The organism is Streptomyces sp. NBC_01275 (assembly GCF_026340655.1).
Taxonomy (GTDB): Bacteria; Actinomycetota; Actinomycetes; order Streptomycetales; family Streptomycetaceae; genus Streptomyces.
The window spans coordinates 5,748,829-5,770,796 of the sequence record NZ_JAPEOZ010000001.1 but is presented as its reverse complement, the minus strand read 5'-3'; the positions used below and the strand labels follow the sequence as shown (position 1 = coordinate 5,770,796).

The window sequence follows — 21,968 nt, the reverse complement described above, 5'->3', positions numbered from 1 at the left end:
CTAAAGGGCCTCGTCCTCAAAGGCCGGCGGGCTGAAATACCTGTCAGGGCCCCCTATTCCGTCCCGTTCCCGGGTGCAGATGAAGCCGATGCTGGAATGCTGGACTCGTTCCACAGAAGAGTGGACCGGTGGACGGGTGGACGGCTGGGGGGCCGAGGATCGTGGAGGACAGGGTGCGGGTGGTCATCGCCGAGGATTCGGTGCTGTTGCGGGAGGGGCTGACCCGGTTGCTCACCGATCGGGGGCACGACGTGGTGGCGGGTGTCGGGGACGGGGACGCGCTGGTCAAGACCGTCACCGAGCTGAGTGACGAGGGGGCGCTGCCCGACGTCGTGGTGGCGGATGTGCGGATGCCGCCCACGCACACCGACGAGGGGGTGCGGGCCGCCGTACAGCTGCGAAAGGTGTATCCGGGGCTGGGAGTGCTGGTGTTGTCGCAGTATGTGGAGGAGCGGTACGCCACCGAACTTTTGGCCGGTTCCAGTCGTGGGGTGGGCTATCTGCTCAAGGACCGGGTGGCCGAGGTGCGGGAGTTCGTGGACGCCGTGGTGCGGGTCGCGCAGGGGGGTACGGCGCTGGATCCGGAGGTCGTCGCGCAGTTGCTCGGGCGGAGCCGGAAGCAGGATGTGCTGGCCCGGCTCACCCCCCGTGAGCGGGAGGTCCTGGGGCTGATGGCCGAGGGGCGGACCAACTCCGCCATCGCCCGGCAGCTGGTGGTGAGCGACGGGGCCGTGGAGAAGCACGTCAGCAACATCTTCCTGAAGCTCGGGCTCTCGCCCAGCGACGGGGATCACCGCCGTGTTCTCGCGGTCCTCACCTACCTCAATTCGTAGCGGACCGGAGCGTCTACCGGAGCGATGCCGGGGGGCGGGAAATCATGACAAGTCGGGGTGCCGGGCCGTCTCGGGGCAGTGACCGTCTGACGAACGGCCGAGGGAAGGCGACCCTTACCGACGTAGGGTTGATCCAGGGAGGCCTTCGGGAAGGCCTCTCCGGGACAGCCACCTCGAGGGAGGTCCAGTTCAGTGACCAGTCAGGTCAGCAGCCCAGCGGAACAGGCCGACGGAAGCGGCGGAATCGACGGGATCGACGGGATCGACAGATCCGAGGAAGCCGACGGAGCCGTCGTGGGAGAGCAGCGCAAACCGGTCGGGACGAAGGACGTCCGTCGTCTCGACCGGGTGATCATCAGGTTCGCGGGGGACTCGGGCGACGGTATGCAGCTCACCGGTGACCGCTTCACCTCCGAGACCGCCTCGTTCGGGAACGACCTCTCGACCCTGCCGAACTTTCCTGCCGAGATCCGTGCGCCCGCCGGCACCCTCCCCGGCGTCTCCTCGTTCCAGCTGCACTTCGCCGACCATGACATCCTCACGCCGGGTGATGCGCCCAATGTGCTGGTCGCCATGAATCCGGCGGCGCTGAAAGCCAACATCGGCGATGTGCCGCGGGGTGCGGAGATCATCGTCAACACGGACGAGTTCACCAAACGGGCGATGCAGAAGGTGGGGTACGCGGCCTCGCCGCTGGAGGACGGGTCCCTCGACGGTTACCAGCTCCACCCGGTCCCCCTGACCACCCTGACCGTCGAGGCACTCAAGGAATTCGACCTCACCCGCAAAGAGGCCGAGCGCAGCAAGAACATGTTCGCGCTCGGCCTCTTGTCATGGATGTACCACCGGCCGACCGAGGGCACCGAGAAGTTCCTGTCGTCGAAGTTCGCGAAGAAGCCCGACATCGCGGCCGCCAACATCGCCGCCTTCCGGGCCGGCTGGAACTTCGGCGAGACGACCGAGGACTTCGCCGTCAGCTATGAGGTCGCTCCGGCCTCGAAGGCGTTTCCCGTCGGCACCTACCGGAACATCTCCGGGAACCTGGCTCTGGCGTACGGCCTGATCAGCGCCGCCCGGCAGGCGGATCTGCCGCTGTTCCTGGGGTCCTACCCGATCACCCCGGCCTCCGACATCCTGCATGAGCTGAGCAGGCACAAGAACTTCGGCGTGCGTACCTTCCAGGCCGAGGACGAGATCGCGGGGATCGGGGCGGCGCTGGGTGCGGCCTTCGGCGGGTCGCTCGGCGTGACGACGACCTCCGGGCCGGGGGTGGCGCTCAAGAGCGAGACCATCGGGCTGGCCGTCTCGATGGAGCTGCCGCTGCTGGTGGTCGACATCCAGCGGGGCGGGCCGTCGACCGGGCTGCCGACCAAGACCGAGCAGGCCGACCTGTTGCAGGCGATGTTCGGGCGCAACGGCGAGGCCCCGGTCCCGATCGTCGCGCCGCGCACGCCCGCCGACTGCTTCGACGCGGCCCTGGAGGCGGCCCGGATCGCACTCGCCTACCGCACGCCGGTGATGCTGCTGTCCGACGGCTATCTGGCCAACGGCTCCGAGCCGTGGCGCGTGCCGGAGGTGGACGAGCTGCCGGACCTGACCGTGCAGTTCGCGCAGGGCCCGAACCACACCCTCCCGGACGGCGCCGAGGTCTTCTGGCCGTTCAAGCGCGACCCGCAGACCCTGGCCCGCCCGTGGGCGATCCCGGGCACGCCGGGGCTGGAGCACCGGATCGGCGGGATCGAGAAGGAGGACGGGACGGGGAACATCTCGTACGCCCCCGCCAACCACGACTTCATGGTCCGCACCCGGCAGGCCAAGATCGACGGCATCGACGTCCCGGACCTCGAGGTCGACGACCCGCACGAGGCGAGAACCCTGGTCCTGGGCTGGGGTTCCACCTACGGACCCATCACGGCGGCGGTACGACGGCTGCGGACGGCCGGGGAGCCGATCGCCCAGGCCCATCTGCGCCACCTCAACCCCTTCCCGCGCAATCTCGGAGCAGTGCTGAAGGCGTACGACAAGGTCGTCATCCCCGAGATGAACCTGGGCCAGCTCGCCACCCTCGTACGGGCGAGGTACCTGGTCGACGCCCACTCGTACAACCAGGTCAACGGGATGCCGTTCAAGGCGGAGCAGCTCGCCGCGGCGCTGAAGGAGGCCATCGATGGCTGAGAGCACGGGGTCCACCGGGGAAGGGTCGGGCACGATCGAGGCGCTCTCGCTCGTCCCCAAGGCCGAGGCCAGGCAGTCCATGAAGGACTTCAAGTCCGATCAGGAAGTGCGCTGGTGCCCGGGCTGCGGGGACTACGCGATCCTGGCGGCCGTCCAGGGCTTCATGCCGGAGCTGGGGCTGGCCAAGGAGAACATCGTCTTCGTCTCGGGCATCGGCTGCTCGTCGCGCTTCCCGTACTACCTGAACACGTACGGGATGCATTCGATTCACGGGCGGGCCCCGGCGATCGCGACCGGGCTGGCGGCCAGCCGGCGGGATCTGAGCGTGTGGGTGGTGACCGGCGACGGGGACGCGCTGTCCATCGGCGGCAACCATCTGATCCACGCCCTGCGGCGGAACGTGAACCTGAAGATCCTGCTGTTCAACAACCGGATCTACGGGCTCACCAAGGGTCAGTACTCCCCCACATCCGAGGTCGGGAAGATCACCAAGTCGACGCCGATGGGCTCACTGGACGCGCCCTTCAACCCGGTGTCGCTGGCGCTCGGCGCGGAGGCTTCGTTCGTGGCACGAACCATCGACTCCGACCGCAAGCACCTGACGGAGGTGCTGCGCCAGGCCGCCGCCCACCCGGGCACGGCGCTGATCGAGATCTACCAGAACTGCAACATCTTCAACGACGGCGCGTTCGAGGCGCTCAAGGACCGGCAGTCGGCCGAGGAGGCGGTGATCCGGCTGGAGCACGGGCAGCCGATCCGGTTCGGGGCGGACCGCGCGCGGGGGGTCGTACGGGACGCGGCCACCGGCGACCTGAAGGTCGTCACCGTGACCGCGGACAACGAGGCGGACGTCCTGGTCCACGACGCGCACTCCGCGTCCCCGACCACCGCCTTCGCCCTCTCCCGCCTCGCCGACCCCGACACCCTGCACCACACGCCGATCGGCGTGCTGCGCTCCGTGGAGCGGCCGGTCTACGACACCCAGCTGGCGGACCAGCTGGACGCGGCCGTGGAACAGCACGGCAAGGGCGACCTTGCGGCGCTGCTGGCGGGCGGGGACACCTGGACGGTCGTCGGCTGAGGCCCGTAGAACAGCCCTAGGAAGCCCCTAGGACGTCACGAGGCCCGGGAGCGGAGTTCCCGGGCCTCGTCGTACGCCTGGCGGGCCTGTTCGACGGCGGGCATCCGCTCATGGGTCCACAGGGCCAGCGTCCGCACCTGCTCGGCGGCCTCGCGGCCGAGGTCGGTGAGGGAGTAGTCGACGCGCGGCGGGATGACGGGCTTGGCGTCGCGGTGGACGAGTCCGTCGCGCTCCAGGGTCTGCAGGGTCTGGGTCAGCATCTTCTCGCTGACCTGCTCGATCGCCCGGCGCAGCTCGCTGAAGCGGTACGGGCGGTCGAGGAGACGGATGAGAACGAGAACGCCCCAGCGGCTGGTGACGTGCTCGAGGACGAGGCGGTAGGGGCACATCGCCTCGGCGACCCGAGGGGCGCTCCTGGGGGTACTTACTGTCATGCCAGTACCTTACTTCAAAGTGGGTACTTTCGCTTGGTTAGTGTAGATCCTAGGGTAAGTGGCACACCCGCACCACCCCCACGAGGAGTTCCTGAGTCATGAGCATCGTCGTCACCGGATCCACCGGACACCTCGGCCGCCACGTCGTGGAGCAGCTGCTGGAGAAGGTCCCCGCGGACCAGATCACGGCCGTCGTACGCGACGAGGCCAAGGCCGCCGACTTCGCCGCCCGCGGCGTCAAGCTCGCGGTCGCCGACTACAACGCCCCCGAGACCTTCGGCAGCCTGTTCGCCGCCGGCGACAAGGTGCTGCTGATCTCGGGCAACGAGTTCGACAAGGGGCGCGTGGCACAGCACCAGGTCGTCATCGACGCCGCGAAGGCCGCCGGTGTGGCCCTGCTCGCCTACACCAGCGCCCCCGGCACCCTGACCGCCGCGCTCGCCGACGACCACCGCGGCACCGAGAAGGCGCTCCTCGCCTCCGGCGTGCCCTACGCGCTGCTGCGCAACGGCTGGTACCACGAGAACTACACCGAGCAGCTCGCCCCCGTCCTGGAGCACAACGCCGTCGTCGCGTCCGCCGGCGAGGGCCGGGTCTCCTCCGCCTCCCGCGCCGACTACGCGGCCGCCGCGGTCGCCGTGCTGACCGGCGAGGGCCACGAGAACAAGACGTACGAGCTGGGCGGCGACGAGGCGTGGAGCTTCGCGGAGTACGCGGCCGAGCTGAGCAAGCAGACCGGCAAGGAGATCGCCTACAACTCCGTCCCCGGAGAGGTGCTCACCGGCATCCTGACCGGCGCCGGACTGCCCGAGGCGTTCGCCACGATCCTGGTGGGCGTGGACGCGTCGATCGAGAAGGGCGAGCTGGTCGTCACCAGCGGCGACCTGTCCCGGCTGGCCGGCCGCCCGACCACGCCGCTCGCCGAGGCGATCACGGCGGCCCTCAAGGGCTGACCCCTAGCACTCCGGTAGCACTCCGGTTGTGCACTGGAGTACTAGCCAGCGCCTGCGGCTGACCCTCAAGGGCCGCCCCGGAGCTCCGCTCGAGGGCCGTTACTCCCCCGTAGGGCCCTCGACCACCCCGACCCCCGACTGTCATGACCGTATTGCGATACGGGCATGACAGTCGGGGGTCCTCGGCGTTACCTTCGTGCACGCGTGCACGCATGCCCACACAGCCGGGCAGGCGGCAGGCCGGCGAGAAGGAGGGGCCCGTGGCCGGGACGCCTGAAGGGTCAAGGGGCATGACGGGGTCGAGGGGCGAGACGGGGTCGGCGGAAGCGAAGAGCGAGGGCCGGATAGGCCTGCTGAACGGCTTCGCGGCCTACGGCATGTGGGGCCTCGTCCCTCTCTTCTGGCCCCTGCTCAAGCCGGCCGGGGCGACGGAGATCCTCGCCCACCGCATGGTCTGGTCCCTCGCCTTCGTCGCCGCCGCGCTGCTCGTCGTACGGCGCTGGGCGTGGGCCGGGGAGCTGCTGCGCCAGCCGCGCCGCCTCGGGCTCGTCGTGATCGCGGCGGCCGTCATCACCGTGAACTGGGGCGTCTACATCTGGGCCGTGAACAGCGGCCATGTCGTCGAGGCGTCTCTCGGCTACTTCATCAACCCGCTGGTCACCATCGCCATGGGCGTGCTGCTCCTGAAGGAGCGGCTGCGGCCCGTGCAGTGGGCGGCGGTCGGCGTCGGCCTCACCGCCGTGCTGGTCCTCACCATCGGCTACGGCCGCCCGCCGTGGATCTCCCTCACCCTCGCCTTCTCCTTCGCCACCTACGGGCTGGTGAAGAAGAAGGTCAACCTGGGCGGGGTCGAGTCGCTGGCCGCCGAGACCGCCGTCCAGTTCCTGCCCGCGCTCGGCTATCTGCTGTGGCTGTCCGCGCACGGCGACGCCACCTTCACGACCGAGGGCCCCGGACACGCGGCCCTGCTCGCCTCGACCGGGGTGGTCACCGCGCTCCCCCTCGTCTGCTTCGGCGCGGCGGCGATCCGCGTGCCGCTGTCCACGCTGGGGCTGCTGCAGTACATGGCGCCGGTCTTCCAGTTCCTGCTCGGCGTCGTCTACTTCGGCGAGGCCATGCCGGCCGAACGCTGGGCGGGCTTCGCGCTGGTATGGCTGGCGTTGGTGATGCTGACCGGGGACGCGTGGCGCTCCGCGCGGCGGCCGAAGGGGGTTGTCGAGGTGCCGCGGGTTTCTCAGCTGGGGTCAGCATCGGTGGACGTCTGACCGGGGGCTTCTGCCCCCAGACCCCCGCGTCGGCCCTTGAAGGGCCTCGCCCCCTGGAGGACCTCGCCCTCTGAAGGGCCTCGCCCTCAAACGCCGGACGGGCTGATCTTTGCCCGCGCTCGCTGAAAAGTTCCAGGCTCGCTGGTTGAGTGGTCCGCATGACACAGACACCCGCGCCCTCCCCCGCACCCGTTCACTGGAAGCTCGTCGTCGACTCCGGCGATCCGCATGCGCAGGCCGACTTCTGGGCCGCCGCGCTGCACTACACGGCGGAGGACAACAGCGCGCTCGTCGAGCGGCTGCTGGAGGCCGGTGCGCTGCCGGGGGCGGCGACCGTGGAGTTCCACGGCCGGCCCGCCTTCCGGGACCTGATCGCCGTACGACACCCCGACGACCCCTACGACGCCGAGACCGGGACCGGGCTCGGGCGGCGACTGCTGTTCCAGCGGGTGCCGGAGGCGAAGACGGTCAAGAACCGCCTCCATCTGGATCTGCATCCCGGTGCGGGGCTGCGGACCGAGGAGGTCGAGCGGCTGACGGGGCTCGGGGCGAGCGTGCTGCGGGAGGTGAAGGAGCCGTCCGGGGCGTGGGTGGTGATGGCCGACCCGGAAGGGAACGAGTTCTGCGTGCACTAGGGGGCTGTGGGCACTGGGGCTGTGGGCACTGACGCTGTGGGCACTGGAGGGCTGTGCACCAGGGGTGTCGAACAGGGGCTCGGTGTCCGATATATGAATCGGCTGTCCAGATATCGCTCTTGACGCAGAGTTTGCTGCGCGTTCACCATCCTGGGACCCCATTGACTGTGGAACCGCTGTGATCCTGCGGTTCCCGAGGAATTCGGAGCCCCCCACATGCAGCTCCCCGTTTCCGGCACTTCCCGCACTTCCCGCACCTCCCGCGTCTCCCGTGTCTCTCGGCGTACGGTCGGCGCGGTCGGCGTTTCTGTTGTCATGCTCCTGACTGGCGGGTCGATAGCGGGCGCGGCGCCCGCGCCCCTGGCCGCCGCGCCCGACATCCCCGTGGCCAACGTCAAGGCGCATCTGGCCCAGCTGCAGTCGATCGCCACCGCCAACGGCGGCAACCGGGCCCACGGCCGGACCGGCTACAAGGCCTCCCTCGACTATGTGAAGGCCAAGCTGGACGCCGCCGGATACACCACCACCATCCAGCAGTTCACCTCCTCCAGCCGCACCGGCTACAACCTGGTCGCCGACTGGCCCGGCGGCGACGCCAACCAGGTCGTCATGGCCGGGTCGCACCTGGACAGCGTGTCGGCCGGAGCCGGCATCAACGACAACGGCTCCGGCTCGGCGGCCGTCCTGGAGACCGCCCTGGCCGTGGCCCGGTCCGGCTACCAGCCCACCAAGCACCTGCGGTTCGCCTGGTGGGGCGCGGAGGAGCTGGGCATGGTCGGGTCGAAGTACTACGTCAACAACCTGTCGACCGCCAACCGGGCGCGGATCAGCGGCTACCTCAACTTCGACATGGTCGGCTCGCCGAACCCCGGCTACTTCGTCTACGACGACGACCCGACCATCGAGAAGACCTTCAAGGACTACTTCGCCGGCATCGGCGTCGCGACGGAGATCGAGACCGAGGGCGACGGCCGCTCCGACCACGCCCCCTTCAAGAGCGCGGGCGTCCCGGTCGGCGGCCTGTTCAGCGGCGCCGACTACATCAAGACGGCGGCGCAGGCGGCCAAGTGGGGCGGTACGGCCGGCCGGGCCTTCGACGCCTGCTACCACTCCTCCTGCGACACCACCGCCAACATCAACGACACCGCCCTGGACCGCAACGCGGACGCGCTCGCGTACGCGGTGTGGTCCTTGTCGGCCTAGGCCGTTTCTGATGGCTCTTGGACGGTGTCGCGGAGCCAGATGACGATCGCGGTGACGGTGAGGGTGCCGTTGAAGATGTAGTCGCGCTTGTCGTACCGGGTGGCCACGGCACGGAACTGCTTCCACTTGTTCACGCACCGCTCGACTGCGTTGCGGCGGCGGTACTGGGCCTTGTCGAAGGCCGGGGGCCGGCCACCGGAGCGTCCGCGGCGTGTGCGGTGGGCCCGCTGGTCATCAGGCTGCGCGATGGTGGCCTTGATGCCGCGCCGTCGCAGGTAGGCGCGGTTGTCACGGCTGGAGTACGCCTTGTCGCCGCGCACCCGGTCCGGTCGGCTGCGCGGGCGGCCCGCGCCGCGGCGCCGGATGCGTAAGCCGTCCAGCACCGGGGCGAACATCGGGCTGTCTCCGCGCTGACCGGGCGAGGTCAGCCAGTGCAGAGGGCGGGCCCGGTCGTCGGAGAGCAGATGGACCTTGCTGGTCAGCCCGCCCCGCGAGCGCCCCAACGCCTCGCGCCCATCTGCCTCCTCACGCGCCCCGCCCCCTTTTGCGGGTAGTCGGCAGGAGGCTTGCGGGGCGCCCCGGCCGCGTGCTGATGCGCCCGGCAGGAGGTCGAGTCGATGTTCACGGCCCACTCCTGCCGGGACGCCTCGCGGGCAAGCGCCCCGTCCGGGTCACCGGCATCCGCCTCGATCTGCAACTCCTCAAGGACGGTTTTCCAGGTGCCGTCCGCGGACCAGCGGCGATGCCGCTCGTAGACGGTCTGCCAGGGACCGTACCGTTCCGGCAGGTCAGGCCAGGGCACCCCGGTCCGGGCCCGGAACAGCACCCCGTTGATCACCCTGCGGTGATCCGCCCACTGTCCGCCCGGCCTGCCGTTGCCGGGCAGGAGGGGTTCGATCTTCTGCCACTGCGCGTCCGTGAGCTCGTGTCGCCGCACCATACCGGCGTCCTGCCCGGCAACCCACGAGATCCACCCAGCCCACCAAGAGCCATCAGAAACGACCTAGCGGCAGGAGCCAGGAGTAGGGCAGGAGCAGGGGCAGGGGCAGGGGGCAAGGGCAGGGGCAGGGGGCAAGGGCAGGGGCAAGCGCAGGAGTAGGCCTCGGCCGTCAACTCCCCTGCTTGCGGGCCCGGTCGGCCAGCCGGAGCATGCGCGCACGGGCCGACTCCAGCTGCTCCACGTCGTCGGCGGCCGGGCCCTCCTCGGTGGTGAGCTCCGTCCACAGGCCGAGGAGTTCGGTCCCCAGGTTCAGGCCCTGCAACGGGTCGCGCACGGCACGCCAGGCCGCCGCCGCGCTCTGGACGTTGCCGTACGCGGCCTCAGCGTCCCGGGTGCGGCGGCGGATGCGGGCCAGGTCGAGGGAGAGGTGGAAGGAGCGCAGCGGGTCACCGGCCAAGTAGGCGATGTACGAGGTGAGTTCGCGTAGCCGCAGCACCTCGGGGTGCTCCAGCCCCAGTGTCGCCGATGCGTCGATCACGGCCCGTTCCGCGAGGGAGGCCGCGGTGTCCACGCGGCCCGCCCGCACGGCCTCGTTGATCTGCGCCATCGGCTCCCCGAGGAGCGCGGGCCCGCCGCCGTCGCCGGGGAGGGTCCGCGGGTCGTCCCCGAGCACCGCCTCCGCCACGGCGTCGAAGCCGCGGGCGGGAGTGGGCTTGGGGTCCGGTTCGGGCTCCGGGTCGGGGGTGACGCCGAGGAGGGGGACGGGGTCGGGGGCCGGGACCCGGACCGGGTCAGGGCTGAGGTCAGGGGCGGAAGTGGGGTTCGGGTCCGGGACGGAGTCCGGGATGGAGTCCGGGGCGGGGTGCTCGTCCGTCTCCGGGCGCTTGTCCATCGTCGGCGGCGGCCCGAAGACGCCTGTCGGGGCGGTGACCGTGCCGGGGGTCGAGGCCGGGATCGGGGTCGGCTCCAGATCCAGGGCCAGGGCAGGGACGTCGTCCTGACGGTCCGGGACCGCGCGGAGCGGGAACGTCGGGGCCGTCTCCTTCACCGGCCCGTTCACCGATTCCGGCTTCGGCTCCGGCTGCTCCGGCTGCTCCGGCAGCTCCGGCAGCGGCTCCGACTTCGGCAGCGGTTTGGCGTCGGCCTTCGAGGTCGCGTCCGGCACCGGACCCAGCTCCGGCACCGGGCCCAACTCCGGCACCGCGCGCAACGGGAACGTCGGCGCGGTCTCCTTCACCGGGCTCACCGGGTTCACCGGGCTCGCCGGACCCGCCGGGTCCGTCACCTGGCGCAGGAAGTGGGTTGCCTTGTCGCGGGGCGGCGGCTGCGGCGACGGCTCGGCGGTGGGCACGGAGAGGGACGCGGGCACGGGCTCGAGCTGAGGTGCGGCCAGTTCGGCGGGCTGCCCGGGCGACAGGGCCGCCGTCCGCAGGGGCTCGCCCGTGAAGTGGCTGGACCCGTCCGGGTCGACGCGCAGGGGAACGACGTAGCCGATGCGTTCGTCGTGGACCGTGGCGAGGACCGGGTGGCCGGTGGCGAGGGCGATGCGGTGGAGGTGGCCGAGCACGGCGTGCTGGAGCTCCTGGCCGGCCGCCGGGACGACCGGTACACCGCCGATCGTCGCGGGCCCGCCTCCGCGGACGTGCACGTCGAGGGGCGCCACGACCGTGGCCGGCCGCCCGGCGCGCTTCTGTTCCCGCTTCTTCTCACGGCTGAGTCGAGACATCGGTTCCTCACTCGGATACGTCGTCACGATCCGATCGTCCGGGTCCGTGCACACATACACGCACACGTAGTCGTACTCGTAGTCGCAGGCGTACTCGTCGTCGTCCAGGTCCGTGCACACGTACACGTACTGTTGAGTCTCTCCGCTCGCTCCCGGTCCGCACGTCACCACGACGTCACAGCCTCGTTCCAGGAATCCACGCCCCGCTCGCGCGGCCCTGGCGAGGCCGCCAGGATCAGGGGCGTCCCGGAGTGACGGCGACGACTAGGGGGGCCACGGCCATGCGGACGACGGACGGGCAACGGGGACCGGAGATCTGGATCCGCGGGCCCGTGCCCGCACCGGAGTCGGCGACGTCTACTCCCCAGGCGCCGGGGCCGTACCCGCCGTCCGCCGCCACGCCTCGGCGCTTCTCCTGGCTCGGCACGCACGGCGGGGCCGGCGTCTCCACGCTCTGCGCCGTCTACGGCGGTCACGACTGCGGACGCGACTGGCCGGGCCCCGGCGATCCTCCCTCCGTCCTGCTCGTCGCCCGCACGCACGCGACCGGTCTCGAGTCCGTTCTGCGCACCCTGGACGTCTTCCGGCGCGGGGAGGCGCCCCAGGGGCTGGACCTGAACGCGATCGTCCTCGTCGCGGACGCGCCGGGGCGACTGCCGCGGCAACTCGTCCAACGCGTGCGGTTCATCGAGTCGGTCATCGACGTGTACCGGGTCCCGTGGGTGCAGGACTGGCGCCTGGGCGACCTGGGCGGGGGGCCGCCGAAGGAGACGGAGACCCTGACCCGGCTCACAGGGGCGGCGGTCGGGGGGCGGGTTCGCTGAGCGCGGGGGCGGCGCCGGAGGCGGTGCGGTCCGCCGGGGACATCGCCTCGGCTGTGCGGGCGGGGCGGACGCGGGCCGTGGACGCGGTCGGCGAGGCGCTCGAACGCATCGCCCGGGTCGACCCTTCCCTGTGCGCCTTCGCCGAGGTGTGGGAGGAGGCGGCGCTCGCGCGGGCTCGCGAGGTCGACGTACGGATCGCCGCGGGCGAGCGGCTGCCGCTGGCCGGGGCGCCGATCGGCGTCAAGGGGCGGCACGGGCTGCGCGCGGCGGGCCCGCTGATCGCCGCCGGGTGCGTGCCCGTCGGGGCGACCGCCGTGCCCGGGCCCGGCGCCCCCTGGCAGACCTGGGGTCTCGGCGCCCACGGCCGCACCGTCAACCCCTGGCACGCCGACCGCACCCCGGGCGGCTCCTCGGCCGGGTCCGCGGCGGCGGTGGCGGCCGGACTGGTGCCCCTGGCGACCGGCAGCGACGGCGCGGGCTCGGTACGGATCCCGGCGGCCTGGTGCGGTGTCATCGGCCTGAAGACCACCAACGGCCATCTGCCGTCCCCGGACCGCACCGGCCTCGCGGCACCGGGAGTACTCGCCCGACACGCGGCGGACGCGGAGGCGTACTGGCGGGTGATGAGGGCGACGGGGGCACATCCGGGGACATGCCCAGGGGTGTGCCCAAGGGTATGCCCAGGCGTCTGTTCGGGAGCGTGTCCAGGCGTCTGTCCGAGGGCGGGGTCTTCCGTGCCCACCGCCGTCTTCTCGCCCGACCTCGGCTTCGCCGATACCGATCCCGAGCCCCTCTCCCTCGCCCGGGCCGCCGCCGAACGCCTGGCCGACGCGGGGGTCGTACGACTGCTGCCGCTCGACGCGCCCCTGCGGCTGACAGACCCCGCGCCCGCCTGGCTCGCGCTGCGCACCCCGGGGTCGGACCTCCGTGCGGCCGGGCGGGTCCGGGCGGCGAACGACCTGCGGCTGGCCCGTCTCTTCGCCCGGACCGACCTGCTGCTGACCCCCACGACCCCGAACCCCGCGCACGGCCACGACGGGCCCGGCGACCGGTATTCGACCGCGCTCACCTGGGCGTTCAACCTGAGCGGGCATCCGGCCGCGAGCCTCCCGGCAGGTTTCGGCGCGGACGGCTGCCCAGTGGGACTCCAGGCGGTCGCGGCGCACGGACGGGAGGCACTGCTGCTGGCCGTGGCGCGGGGCGCCGAGGCGGGGAGCGGACGAGGCTGAGCCTTCATGCCCGGGCACCTCACCACCTCGGCACCTCACTGCCCGGCACCTGACTGCCTCGACACCTCGAAACTTCGACACCTCGACATACTGTTGCATGTGCATATAATGCACATGCAGATTATCCGCGTACGGCGATCACCTGGGGGAGTCATGACCCGCCGTTTCCTTTTCGTGCTGGGCAGCAGTCGTCCGGACGGCAACACCGAGCTGCTGGCCCGCGAGGCCGCCGCGCAGTTGCCCTCCGACGTCGAGCAGACGTGGATCAGCCTGGCCGAGCATCCGCTGCCCGACTTCGAGGACCTGCGGCACGACAGCGACCACGTCCGGCCGACGCACGGGAACCTCGCGGCGCTGCTCGACGCCACGCTCGCCGCAACGGACCTCGTCATCGCGTCGCCGCTGTACTGGTACTCCGTGTCCACCCACACCAAGCGCTATCTGGACCACTGGTCGGGCTGGCTGCGCACCCCCGGCGTCGACTTCAAGGCGACGATGGCCGGGCGCACGCTCTGGGGCGTCACCGCGCTCGCGCACGAGGAGACCGTGGTCGCCGACCCGCTGATCGGCACGCTCGACCACTCGGCCGCGTACCTGGGCATGCGCTTCGGCGGGGTCCTGCTCGGCAACGGCAGCAAGCCGGGGGACGTGCTCAAGGACACGGAGGCGCTGGCGCGGGCGAAGACGTTCTTCGCACAGCAGGCGCCGCTCGCGCGGTTCCCTTACGACAACTAGGAACTAGAACCGGGAGCCGAGAACCGCGAGCAACTGACTTCTACGCCGTGATGTCCTTCGTCGTGAAGCGCGCCCAGGCCGCCGAGCCGAAGACGGCCAGGTAGAGGGCCTGAAGGCTGAGGTTCTTCACCAGGTCGTCCCAGTAGACGGGGTCGCGCATGAGGTCGGCGAAGGACAGCCAGTAGTGGGAGAAGAAGTACGGCTGGAGGGCGTGGAGCTGGGGTATCTGGTCGAGGATCTGGACCGTGATCAGCAGGCCCACCGTGGTCGCCATGGCCGCGATCCCGCTGCTCGTGAGGGTGGACACGAACAGGCCCAGGGCCGCCACTCCGGTCAGTGAGGCGGCGACGACCAGGGCGATCAGCAGGGCCCGGCCCAGACCGTCGGCGAAGGAGATCGTCGTACCGGAGATGGTGGTGAGGTCGCCGAGAGGGAACAGCAGCGCTCCGACCGCCAGCGCCGAGGTCGCGACGACGAGCGTCGCCACCAGGCAGAACGCCATCACGGTGGCATACTTGGTGAGGAGGAGACGGGTGCGGCCGGCGGGGGCGACCAGGAGGTAGCGCAGGGTGCCCGCGTTGGCCTCGCCGGCGATCGCGTCGCCCGCGATGACGCCGATCGCCATCGGCAGGAAGAACGGCAGGGTCGCGGCCAGCGCGGTGAAGACCAGGAACAGCCCGTTGTTGGTGATCTGCGCGATGAACGCCGGTCCCCCGCCGCCACCGCCTCCCCCGCCGCCCGGCCCGGCGGACGAGCCGTCGCTCGTCTCGATCTTCACGGCGATCCCGACCAGCACCGGCACGGCCGCCAGCACGGCCAGCAGCGCGAGGGTGCGCCAGCGCCGGAAGGTGGTCAGCAGTTCGCTGCGCAGCAGTCCCAGCGTCCACAACGGGCTTGCCGGACGGGCGACTTCAGCCTGCGACATCGAATCCCTCCCCCGTGAGCGCCACAAACGCGTCCTCCAGGGAGGCCCGTTCGACGGCGAAGCCGCGCACGCGGACGCCGGCCGTCACCAACGCGGCGTTCACGTCGGCGAGATCGCGGTCGGGCGGCTCGGCGGTCACCCGGTCGTCGGCGATGACGACGTCACCGGCCCCCTGCTCCTTCAGCACCCGGGCGGCCTCCGCCGGGTCCGGGGTCGTCACGACCAGCCGGCCGCGGGTGCCCGCCGCGAGGTCGGCCACCGCGCCCTGGGTGATCAGACGGCCCTGTGCCATCACCGCCGCGTGGGTGCAGACCTGCTCGATCTCGTCGAGGAGGTGGGAGGAGAGGAACACGGTCGTGCCGTCCGAGGCCAACTCCCTGACCAGCGAACGGATTTCACGCATGCCCTGCGGGTCGAGGCCGTTGGTCGGCTCGTCCAGGACGAGCAGGCGGCGGGGCTGGAGGAGGGCGGCGGCGAGGCCCAGGCGCTGCTTCATGCCGAGCGAGTACGCCTTCGCCTTCTTCGCGGCCGCGGCCGTCAGTCCCACCCGGTCCAGCGCCGCCGCGACGCGGACACGCCGGGTGCGGGGGTCGGCGGTCGGGTCGGCCGCGTCGTAGCGGAGCAGGTTGTCCCGGCCGGAGAGGAAGCCGTAGAGGGCGGGGCCCTCGATGAGGGCCCCGACGTGCGGGAGCACGGTGCGCGCGGCCCGGGGCATGGGGCGCCCCAGGACGCGCGCGGAGCCGGCCGTGGGTTCGATGAGGCCCATCAGCATGCGGATGGTGGTGGTCTTGCCGGAGCCGTTGGGGCCGAGGAAGCCGAAGACGCTGCCCGCCGGGACGGTCAGGTCGAGACCGTCGACGGCGAGCTGGCCGCCGCGGTAGCGCTTGGTGAGGGCGCGGGTGTGGATGGCGGCGCCGTCGTCCTCCGTGGACTCCCTCACGGGCTCCCCCATCCGCTCCCCCATCCGCTCCCCCATCGACTCCGCGATCTCCGGTGCCCGTACCCGGCGGTACCGGTACCGCCTGCTCCTGCTTCCCCTTACTTCCCCGTGTTCGCCGCCTTCACCAGGGTGTCCTTGGTGACCGCGCCGACGTAGACCTTGCCGTCGTCCGTGATCAGGGCGTTGATCAGACGGGTGGAGTAGACGGTGCCGGAGCCGAACTTGCCGCTCACCTTGTCGCCGAAGGAGCCGAGGAAGCCGCCGAGCGCGCCGCCCGCGTCGGAGCCGGTGTCGGAGCCCGAGGGGACGCCCTCGCCGCCGGTGCCGAAGGTGGCGACGGAGGTCCAGCCCTTGCCGATGACGTTGGGACCGCCGGCGCCCTCGAAGTCCTGCGCGAGGGTCTCGGGCGTGCCGGACCCGCCGAAGCCCTCGGGCGCCGCGCCGCTCTCGTCGCTCTTGCCGGCCTCGTCGCCCTCGGTCACCTTCGCGCCCTTGGGGGCGGTGAAGTCGAAGGTGGAGGCCGCGGGCTTGGAGAAGCTGACCTGGGTGAAGCCCGCGTCCACGACGGCTGCGCCGCCGCTCGCCGGGGTCAGCGTGAACTTCAGCGGCAGGCCCGTCTTCGCGTCGACGGCCACGCTGATGGCGCCGACCGTGGAGCCGGACTGCTTCGGCTTGACCAGCAGTTTGTAGGCGTCGCGGCCGGCGACCTGGACGGTGCCGTCGACGGTCACGGAGGTCGTGTCGTCGACCGCCTTCAGGGCGTCCTCGGTGAGCTCCTTGGGCGTGGCCGGAACGGGGTCGGCGTCCTTCCCGGTCCTGTCCCCGCCGTTGTCCGCGCTCTCGTCGACGGTGGAGTGGTAGACCTCGTTGGAGGCGCTGTCGTACCCCCACACGTCCTTGCCGTTGTGGATGACGCTGTACTCGGCTGCGTTCTCCAGAAGGGAGAGCTTCTGCCGGTCCGGGCCGTCGGCGGCGACGCGCAGGGTGTGCGTGCCGGAGGCCAGTTCGGTGAGCTTGGCGGACGGGTCGGCGGACGATCCGTCACCGCCCTGCTGGGCGACCCCGGAGAGCAGCCCGCTCTCCAGGCCGCCGAGGTCGGGCAGACCCAGATCGGTGGTGATCTTCACGGTGCCGGACAGCTGCTGTACGTCCGACGCGGCGATCTTGTCGAGGAGCTGCTGCGCGGTGATCTTCGGCAGGTCGGGGTCGCCGGAGTCGGCGAGCGCCGGGACGAGCCCGATCGTCGCCGCCGCGATGCCCACGACGGTGACCGGGACGACGTACCGTACGGCCTTGCGCCGACCGGCGCGCAGGTCGTCGACCTCCCCGGCGGTCGTGCTGTCGTCGGATGCGTTCGGTGCCATGTGTGCCTTACCTCCGTCGTCGGCGGCGGCCGGTCATCTCACGTTGAACGTCCCCACCCCGAGCCGCCATTCTCACCCGAATCGGTGAGGAGTGGTGTTTTCCGCGATTCCCATCTCACCAAATCCCACCGGAGGAAGCGTCAGACCGAGGACTCAACTCCGCGTACGCCTGCGGTATGACATGGCGGCGGAGTTGGGCGGTCGACCCGTAGGGGGCGGGCACAGGGTGCGGAGGTCCGGAGACGCCGGGCGCGGAGGTCCGGAAGCACAGGGTGAGGAGCTCCGGAGGCGCCGGGCGCGGGGGGACGAAGTCCCCGCCGGGGCAGGCCCGGGCCGGCCCGGTCGTGACCGGACCGGTCAGCCGGCTCGGTGGACCACCGCGTCGCAGAGTTCCAGCAGCGCCGCCTTCGCGTCGCACTCCGGCAACGGCGCCAACGCGGCGCGGGCGTCCTTCGCGTACCGGACCGTGTCCCGGCGGGCCTGCTCCAGCGCGGGGTGGGCCCGGAAGGCGGCCACCGCCTCCGCGAGCTTGGCGTCGTCGCCGAGGTCGGAGTCCAGGAGCTCGCACAGGGCGATGTCCTCCGGGAGTTCCAGCCGCGCGGCCCGCTCCCGCAGTCGTAGCACCGGGAGGGTCGGGACGCCCTCGCGCAGGTCCGTGCCCGGCGTCTTGCCGGACTCATGGGAGTCGGACGCGATGTCCAGGACGTCGTCCGCCAGCTGGAAGGCGACCCCGAGCCGCTCCCCGTACTGGGTCAGCACGTCCACGACCGTCTCGTCGGCGCCCGACATCATCGCGCCGAACCGGCAGGACACCGCCACCAGCGAGCCGGTCTTGCCGCCGAGGACGTCCAGGTAGTGCTCCACGGGGTCGCGGCCGTCCACCGGCCCCGCGGTCTCCAGGATCTGTCCGGTGACCAGCCGCTCGAACGCCTCGGCCTGCACCCGCACCGCCTCGGGCCCGAGGTCGGCCAGGATGTGCGAGGCACGGGCGAAGAGGAAGTCGCCGGTGAGCACGGCGACCGAGTTGCCCCAGCGGGTGTTCGCGCTCGGCACCCCCCGCCGCACCTCGGCCTCGTCCATCACGTCGTCGTGGTACAGCGTGGCCAGATGGGTCAGTTCCACGACCACCGCGGACGGCACGATCCCCGGCGCGTACGGGTCGCCGAACCGCGCCGCGAGCATCACGAGCAGGGGACGGAACCGCTTCCCGCCCGCCCGCAGCAGGTGCTGGGCCGCCTCCGTGATGAACGGAACCTCACTCTTGGTTGCCTCGAGCAAGCCCTCCTCGACAGCCGCCAACCCGGCCTGGACATCGGCTTCCAGAACCTGGTCCCGCACGCTCAGCCCGAACGGCTCGACGACGGTCACGAGGGGTCTCCTGTCTGCTGGTGTCTACGGGCGATTACGCGGTTTGTCGATAGGTCTCTGCGCTCACTCAAGGCTCACTCAAGTCAGCGTATCCGGTCACGTTTCGATCACCGACAGCCCCCACGTCCACCCGCTCGACCAATTAACTATGACTTGAGTTTATTGACCGATTTACCACTCTTGCGCCCCGTGGTGAGTTGAGTCACGCGTACCCGCCCCGCACCGCCTCCACCCCTACCGAGCCTCCCCCGGTTCCCGCCGTGCCGCAAACGCCAGTTGAAGCTTTGCAGTACCAAAGGATCAAGCACCCCATACGCCCCAGACCAAGGTCAATAGGGCTGATCTGTGAATCCGGTACTTGTTCCGGACATGTGCTCTCGCATACGTTCCCGGCCTGTCGGGCGGACGCCGAATCCTGCCGCCGCCCGGACCACCTACTAGAACGCTCGGCAGGAGCGGGGGAACCAGGTAAGTCGCCGTACTGAATATTTTCGACATCTCCAGTTTTTACGGTTGATTCGGACATACCGGTACGGCTTGGGGTGAAGTCGTGTCCGTCAGGGCGCGGCCGGGCAGCTCCCGCCCGAACCCGACAGCTCACCTCGCAGGCGAAGGAGAGGAACTTCGTCATGCCCGCTGCCGCTCAGCCGCGCCGCAACCGTCTCTTCCGCACCCTCGCCGTCGCCGGCACCGGTGCGGCCGTGCTCGCCCTCCCGCTCATCGGCGCGACCAGCGCCTCCGCCGCCACGACGGCGACCACCGCCGCGACCGTCACGACCGCCGGGTACACCAACAACCTCGACGGCTGGATCCGCGAGTCGCTCGCGATCATGGCCCAGAAGGGCATCCCGGGCACGTACAACGGCATCTACCGCAACGTCATGCGCGAGTCGTCGGGCAACCCGAACGCAGTCAACCTCTGGGACTCCAACGCGGCCGCGGGCACCCCGTCCAAGGGCCTGCTCCAGGTCATCGACCCGACCTTCCTCGCCTACCACGTGGCGGGCACATCCTTCAACCCGTACGACCCGGTAGCGAACATCACCGCCGCCTGCAACTACGCGGCCGCGCGGTACGGCTCGATCGACAACGTCTTCGGCGCGTACTGACACCCGCTTCCGCTGCTTCCGCTGCTTCCGTGCGAAGTCGTCAGCGGATCCGCAAAGCCGCGGAGCCGCGGAGCCTTAAGCAAACAACCGTTCGAGGACGATGGCCACGCCGTCGTCCTCGTTCGACGTCGTCACCTCGTCGGCCACCGCCTTGAGCTCGGGGTGGGCGTTGGCCATCGCGACGCCGTGGGCGGCCCAGTCGAACATCGGGATGTCGTTCGGCATGTCGCCGAAGGCGAGGGTGTCCTCGGGCCGCAGACCGAGGTGCTCGGCGGCCAGGGCCAGCCCCGTCGCCTTGGTGATGCCGCAGGGCTGGAGCTCGACCGTGCCGGGACCCGACATGGTCACGGTGGCCAGCGAGCCGACCACCGAGCGGGCGGTGGCCGCCAACTCGTCGTCGGACAGCCCGGGATGGCGCAGCAGCACCTTGCTGATCGGCTCGCACCACAGGTCGTCGCGCGAGCCGACGCGCAGCGCGGGCAGCGTCGGGTGCGGCATCAGATAGCCCGGCTCGATGAGCGTCAGCCCGTCGACGCCGTCCTGGTCGACGGCCGCGTACACCTGCCCGACCTCGGCCTCGATCTTGCCGAGCGCGGTCTCGGCGAGTTCCCGGTCCAGGGTGACCGACCACAGCAGACGGTCCGCGCCGGCGTCGTACAACTGCGCGCCCTGTCCGCACACCGCGAGCCCGCCGCCGCGCAGGTTGTCCAGCAGCGGGCGGACCCGGGGCGCCGGCCGTCCGGTCACGACCAGATGGCAGGCGCCGGCCGCCCTCACCCGCGCGAGCACGTCGAGCGACCGGTCGGAGAAGGTGTCGTCGCCGCGGAGCAGCGTTCCGTCCAGGTCGGTGGCGATGAGCGAGTACGCGGTGCGCGGGGCATATGCGATGGGTGCGGCCATGATCAGAGAATACGGATCCCACGCCCCACGGGTTCGACGCGAACCGGACGACGGCCAGGTCCTGTCCGGTTCTGCCAACTCCCCTTTAAAAGAAACAGCTTTCTGACACATCGCCGGGTAGCGGACGGTTAAAGGCCTCTGCACCAGTTGGCAACAACATGCGACGCTACCTACCGCGACGCCCTGATGGAGCGGTACCGTCCAGGTGTCCAGGGGGACTTGATCGGGGGGTCAGGTTGAGCAGTGGGCGCATTCGTGTGCTGAGGCCGGAAGGCCTCGGCGAGGGGGAGAGGGAGCGGTGGCGCGCGCTGCGCGCCGCGTCGACGCTGCCGCGCAACCCCTTCATGGAACCGGAGTTCACCGACACAGTGGGCCGCGTGCGGGCACGCGCGCGGGTGGCGGTGGTGTACGAGGGGCGCGAGCCGGTCGGCTTCCTGCCCCATGAGCGGGGCCCGCTCGGCCAGGGCCAGGCCCTCGCGTACGGCGTCTCGGACGCGCAGGGCGCCGTACTGAGCCCGGGACTCGGTCTGAACGCCGAGGAACTGATGCGGGCGTGCTCCCTGTCGAGCTTCGCCTTCGACAACCTGGAGGCGGAACAAGGGCTGTTCGCCCGCCACACCGCCGCGGAGTACGCCTCCTACGTCATCGACGTGGCAAAGGGGTACGAGACCTACGAGTCCGTACTGCGCGCCCAGTCGCCGAAGTTCCTGAAGACGACCCTCGCCAAGGAGCGCCGGCTCGGCCGCCAGGTCGGCGACCTGCGGTTCGTGTTCGACGAACGCGACCCGGCCGCACTGCGCACGCTCATGGCGTGGAAGTCCGCGCAGTACCGCAGGACCGGCCGCCGGGACCGGTTCGCGCAGGAGTGGATCACCCGGCTCGTGAACCTGCTCCACGAGACACGCGCTCCCGAGTGCGCCGGCACGCTCTCCGTCCTCTACGCCGGCGACCGACCGATCGCCGCGCACTTCGGCCTGCGTTCGGCGACCGTCCTGGCGTGCTGGTTCCCGTCGTACGACCCGGAGTTCTCGAAGTTCTCGCCGGGCCTGGTGCTGCATCTACGGATGGCCGAGGCGGCCGCCTCCGAGGGCATCGGCCTGCTCGACCTGGGACGGGGCGCGGCCGAGTACAAGGACTCGCTGAGGACCGGGGAGCTTCCCGTGTACGAGGGGGCGTGGACGCGTCCGGGGGCGGGCGCCGCGCTCTACTGGCTCAGCCGTGAACCGTCCCGCCGCGCACACCACTTCGTGCGCAACCGGCCGAGGCTCGCGGCGGCGGCCGCACGGACCCTGAAGAGCGCGGGCCGGCTGCGCCGTTCCTGACGGTCAT

Annotated in this window: 20 protein-coding genes and 1 riboswitch; of the genes, 12 read left to right on the top strand and 8 right to left on the bottom strand. The window is 71.0% G+C overall.

Going from position 1 to position 21,968, the window contains the following annotated elements; translation table 11 throughout:
- The first annotated feature begins 173 nt into the window (after window positions 1–173).
- The 3 genes from OG562_RS25500 to OG562_RS25490 all read left to right on the top strand — a co-directional run bounded on the left by OG562_RS25500 (window position 174) and on the right by OG562_RS25490 (window position 4,089).
- Window positions 174–833, top strand: a complete 660-nt coding sequence (locus tag OG562_RS25500; RefSeq protein ID WP_323187664.1) for a response regulator transcription factor — start codon at window positions 174–176, stop codon at window positions 831–833.
- Window positions 834–1,085: 252 nt separating this feature from the next.
- On the top strand, window positions 1,086–3,008 hold the full coding sequence (locus OG562_RS25495; RefSeq protein WP_266409506.1) for a 2-oxoacid:acceptor oxidoreductase subunit alpha: 1,923 nt from the start codon (window positions 1,086–1,088) through the stop codon (window positions 3,006–3,008).
- Window positions 3,001–4,089: a 2-oxoacid:ferredoxin oxidoreductase subunit beta gene (locus OG562_RS25490; protein ID WP_266401596.1), complete on the top strand. Its 1,089-nt coding sequence runs from the start codon at window positions 3,001–3,003 to the stop codon at window positions 4,087–4,089. The genes OG562_RS25495 and OG562_RS25490 overlap by 8 nt, the downstream gene beginning before the upstream one ends.
- 35 nt (window positions 4,090–4,124) lie before the next feature.
- Here OG562_RS25490 and OG562_RS25485 read toward each other — a convergent pair whose 3' ends face one another.
- Entirely contained in the window at window positions 4,125–4,523 is a 399-nt protein-coding gene (locus OG562_RS25485; protein ID WP_266401594.1) for a helix-turn-helix domain-containing protein, read from the bottom strand.
- Window positions 4,524–4,621: 98 nt separating this feature from the next.
- Between OG562_RS25485 and OG562_RS25480 the strand changes: the two genes are divergently transcribed.
- The 4 genes from OG562_RS25480 (at window position 4,622) to OG562_RS25465 (ending at window position 8,579) form a co-directional block, all read left to right on the top strand.
- Window positions 4,622–5,476, top strand: coding sequence for an SDR family oxidoreductase (locus OG562_RS25480; RefSeq protein ID WP_266401592.1), 855 nt, complete (start codon window positions 4,622–4,624; stop codon window positions 5,474–5,476).
- A 290-nt stretch (window positions 5,477–5,766) separates the two neighbouring features.
- The gene (gene rarD, locus OG562_RS25475; RefSeq protein ID WP_266401591.1) at window positions 5,767–6,741 is read left to right on the top strand and encodes an EamA family transporter RarD; all 975 of its coding nucleotides are present in this window, start codon (window positions 5,767–5,769) and stop codon (window positions 6,739–6,741) included.
- A gap of 158 nt (window positions 6,742–6,899) precedes the next feature.
- A complete protein-coding gene (locus OG562_RS25470) occupies window positions 6,900–7,376 on the top strand; it encodes a VOC family protein (protein WP_266401589.1) in 477 nt (158 codons plus the stop codon).
- A 315-nt stretch (window positions 7,377–7,691) separates the two neighbouring features.
- Window positions 7,692–8,579, top strand: a complete 888-nt coding sequence (locus OG562_RS25465) for a M28 family metallopeptidase (protein WP_266401587.1) — start codon at window positions 7,692–7,694, stop codon at window positions 8,577–8,579.
- Here OG562_RS25465 and OG562_RS25460 read toward each other — a convergent pair.
- Window positions 8,576–9,519 (bottom strand): IS5 family transposase gene (locus tag OG562_RS25460; RefSeq protein ID WP_266401585.1). Its coding sequence is split into 2 segments (ribosomal slippage): window positions 8,576–9,136 and window positions 9,139–9,519, totalling 942 coding nucleotides; the frame shifts between segments, so codons are not numbered across the junction. The genes OG562_RS25465 and OG562_RS25460 overlap by 4 nt on opposite strands.
- A 169-nt stretch (window positions 9,520–9,688) precedes the next feature.
- Window positions 9,689–11,371 carry a tetratricopeptide repeat protein gene (locus OG562_RS25455; protein ID WP_323187556.1) on the bottom strand — a complete coding sequence of 561 codons (1,683 nt, stop codon included), beginning with the start codon at window positions 11,369–11,371 and terminating at the stop codon, window positions 9,689–9,691.
- Between the two features lie 155 nt (window positions 11,372–11,526).
- Here OG562_RS25455 and OG562_RS25450 point away from each other — a divergent pair, with 155 nt between their 5' ends.
- The 3 genes from OG562_RS25450 (at window position 11,527) to OG562_RS25440 (ending at window position 14,033) form a co-directional block, all read left to right on the top strand.
- On the top strand, window positions 11,527–12,069 hold the full coding sequence (locus tag OG562_RS25450; protein WP_266401582.1) for a DUF6668 family protein: 543 nt from the start codon (window positions 11,527–11,529) through the stop codon (window positions 12,067–12,069).
- A gap of 23 nt (window positions 12,070–12,092) precedes the next feature.
- Window positions 12,093–13,298: an amidase gene (locus tag OG562_RS25445; RefSeq protein WP_266401580.1), complete on the top strand. Its 1,206-nt coding sequence runs from the start codon at window positions 12,093–12,095 to the stop codon at window positions 13,296–13,298.
- A 153-nt stretch (window positions 13,299–13,451) separates the two neighbouring features.
- Entirely contained in the window at window positions 13,452–14,033 is a 582-nt protein-coding gene (locus OG562_RS25440; RefSeq protein WP_266401577.1) for a flavodoxin family protein, read from the top strand.
- A gap of 40 nt (window positions 14,034–14,073) precedes the next feature.
- On the opposite strand, the gene OG562_RS25435 is transcribed toward OG562_RS25440, so the two are convergent.
- The 4 genes from OG562_RS25435 to OG562_RS25420 form a co-directional block, all read right to left on the bottom strand.
- Entirely contained in the window at window positions 14,074–14,958 is an 885-nt protein-coding gene (locus tag OG562_RS25435) for an ABC transporter permease (protein WP_266401575.1), read from the bottom strand.
- Entirely contained in the window at window positions 14,945–15,898 is a 954-nt protein-coding gene (locus OG562_RS25430; RefSeq protein WP_266401573.1) for an ABC transporter ATP-binding protein, read from the bottom strand. Before OG562_RS25430 ends, OG562_RS25435 begins: the two co-directional genes overlap by 14 nt.
- A 98-nt stretch (window positions 15,899–15,996) precedes the next feature.
- Complete coding sequence (locus OG562_RS25425; RefSeq protein WP_266401571.1) at window positions 15,997–17,262, bottom strand: DUF2092 domain-containing protein; 1,266 nt, start codon at window positions 17,260–17,262, stop codon at window positions 15,997–15,999.
- Between the two features lie 357 nt (window positions 17,263–17,619).
- Window positions 17,620–18,630 carry a polyprenyl synthetase family protein gene (locus OG562_RS25420; RefSeq protein WP_266401570.1) on the bottom strand — a complete coding sequence of 337 codons (1,011 nt, stop codon included), beginning with the start codon at window positions 18,628–18,630 and terminating at the stop codon, window positions 17,620–17,622.
- A gap of 396 nt (window positions 18,631–19,026) precedes the next feature.
- A riboswitch (cyclic di-AMP (ydaO/yuaA leader) is annotated at window positions 19,027–19,254 on the top strand.
- Window positions 19,255–19,259: 5 nt separating this feature from the next.
- Here OG562_RS25420 and OG562_RS25415 point away from each other — a divergent pair.
- Window positions 19,260–19,739: a transglycosylase SLT domain-containing protein gene (locus OG562_RS25415; RefSeq protein ID WP_266401568.1), complete on the top strand. Its 480-nt coding sequence runs from the start codon at window positions 19,260–19,262 to the stop codon at window positions 19,737–19,739.
- A 75-nt stretch (window positions 19,740–19,814) separates the two neighbouring features.
- Here the strand turns inward: OG562_RS25415 and OG562_RS25410 are convergent, their stop codons facing one another.
- On the bottom strand, window positions 19,815–20,639 hold the full coding sequence (locus OG562_RS25410; protein WP_266401567.1) for an HAD family hydrolase: 825 nt from the start codon (window positions 20,637–20,639) through the stop codon (window positions 19,815–19,817).
- Between the two features lie 257 nt (window positions 20,640–20,896).
- Between OG562_RS25410 and OG562_RS25405 the strand changes: the two genes are divergently transcribed.
- Complete coding sequence (locus OG562_RS25405; RefSeq protein WP_266401564.1) at window positions 20,897–21,961, top strand: GNAT family N-acetyltransferase; 1,065 nt, start codon at window positions 20,897–20,899, stop codon at window positions 21,959–21,961.
- The last annotated feature ends 7 nt before the right edge of the window (window positions 21,962–21,968 follow it).